The organism is uncultured Rikenella sp., from assembly GCF_910579375.1.
In the GTDB taxonomy this organism is placed as follows: Bacteria; Bacteroidota; Bacteroidia; order Bacteroidales; family Rikenellaceae; genus Rikenella.
In genome coordinates this window covers 1-1,760 of record NZ_CAJTUJ010000227.1, presented here as the reverse complement: position 1 = coordinate 1,760, position 1,760 = coordinate 1, and the positions used below count along the sequence as shown (strand labels likewise).

General features: G+C 63.5%; 3 protein-coding genes. All 3 read left to right on the top strand.

The features are described 5' to 3' along the window. The coding region (locus QZ302_RS09930; RefSeq protein ID WP_294594952.1) for a hypothetical protein at positions 1–999 on the top strand (999 nt) is incomplete at its 5' end. 33 nt (positions 1,000–1,032) lie between these two features. Then, entirely contained in the window at positions 1,033–1,347 is a 315-nt protein-coding gene (locus QZ302_RS09925; protein WP_294594950.1) for a hypothetical protein, read from the top strand. 52 nt (positions 1,348–1,399) lie between these two features. Next, on the top strand, positions 1,400–1,760 hold a 361-nt coding region (locus tag QZ302_RS09920), incomplete at its 3' end, for a hypothetical protein (RefSeq protein ID WP_294594948.1).

The window sequence follows — 1,760 nt, the reverse complement described above, 5'->3', positions numbered from 1 at the left end:
CGCTCCTCGGCAGGCCCGCAGTACACCCTGCCCATTTACCGCAACCCGCAATACCCGCAGGCCGAGGCGGGACTCACCGCGAGGATATTCACCGACAACACGGCAGACCTCAGGCTGTCGGACTTCGCCGTCAACGGCGTGAGCCTCGGCGACATGTACCTCACCATCGGCGTGGCCGACGTGGACCTCACCCGCGTGCACGTGGCGCAGGCCCCCGTGCCGGTGGGCGACGACTCCGTGGACGGACTGAACGTGGAGATTGTCACCACGAAAATTGACGACCTCGCCGCCTTCAGTCCCGGCAACAAGGTGTTCGCCGGGCTGTTCCCCCGCAGGCTCGACATCGACGAGCAATACCGCTGCGCCGACTTCGGCTCTGCCGACCTCTCGACACTGTACTCCCTCGACATGTGGGGCGACGGCTTCCGGCAGGTGGTGTACAACCGGCAGGCTCCCGTCAAGTTCGGCACAGGGGGCGCTGGCGGCACAGCGCCGGAAAAGGAAACCGTGGTGGTGCGCGCCACAGCCTCGCGGAAACAGTTCGACATCGCCGAGTACTCGTATTCGGAATACGAGTCGAGCCTGAGCCTGAGGCCGCAGGTCAACCTCGGCTCCGACCACATCGCTTGGGACCCGTCCTCCTCCGACAAGCTGCGCATGCTCTTCGGCGCGGGCTGGTACCTGAAATTCAACGCCCGCCTCGAGCTGTTCGAGAACGGCATGACGGCATACGACGGCACCGTCGACGTCCTGCCCCGCGACTACGGCGGCACGTCGGGCGCCTCCTTCGACCTCGTGCAGTGGGCATACGGCAGCCCCGTCTACTTCGAGTTCAACGAGCCTGTCCGCTTCGACGGCGTGTACGTCGGTTCGGGAGTGCGGTACACCGGGCGGCTCACACTCACTCCTGACGCATACTGCGCCACCAAGATACCGCTCATACGCGACGCCTCAACCGGGGAGGACATCAGGCTCGTGTGCGAGTTCGAGATAAATTAAACAGCAACAACAAACCAAATAAAAACAAAAGCAATGGAAACAACGAAAGCAACCATCACACAGACAATCTCGCGCAGGGTGCGCGTAGACAACTCCACCGACGAGTCGCGCAGGTACGACATCTCGGCAGAGGTCACCATCAGCGCAGGCTCGCTGGAAAACATCTCCGCAGGATACGTGCGCGCCATCGGCGGGGAGGCTCCAGAGGACCGCCCGGCAGAACTCGCCGACTTCCGCGCTTACCCCTACCTGAGCGTGGACTTCCACACCCACACCGACCGCGCCGCAATCCTTCAGGCCATCGAGGAGTTCAAGCAGGCCGTCGCAGCCATCGCCGCCGAACCCTGACCACCCAACCACCTAATCACTTAATCACCTAATCACCTAATCACCTAAAAAAATGACCTACAACGACACATACTTCCGAATGTTCCTCCTCTCGGAGGCACGCCGCCTCGCCCTCCGCGGCAAGGCACTCGCCGAAATCCTCGCAGCCCGCGCCGCGTACATACCCGCAATCGACGAGTTCGAGAAAAAGCGGGCGTCAATCACCGCCGACACCGAGGCCGACCAGAACGCACGCGACAAAGCCGTCGCCGACGCCGCTGCCGAGCAAAGCCCCGCGCCAGACCGCCGCATCTCCCTCGAGGCGTTCGAGCAGATAGCCGACGCCGCACTCGCCGCAGGCACGCCCATACCCCTCCCCTCCGGCGAGACCCTCCCGCCCGACATCTGGCTCGAAACCCTCTTCGCAAACCTCG

What these genes read in the sequence shown, in the direction of transcription:
- QZ302_RS09925 (WP_294594950.1), top strand. Translation starts at nt 1,033, where the DNA reads ATGGAAACAACGAAAGCAACCATCACACAGACAATCTCGCGCAGGGTG.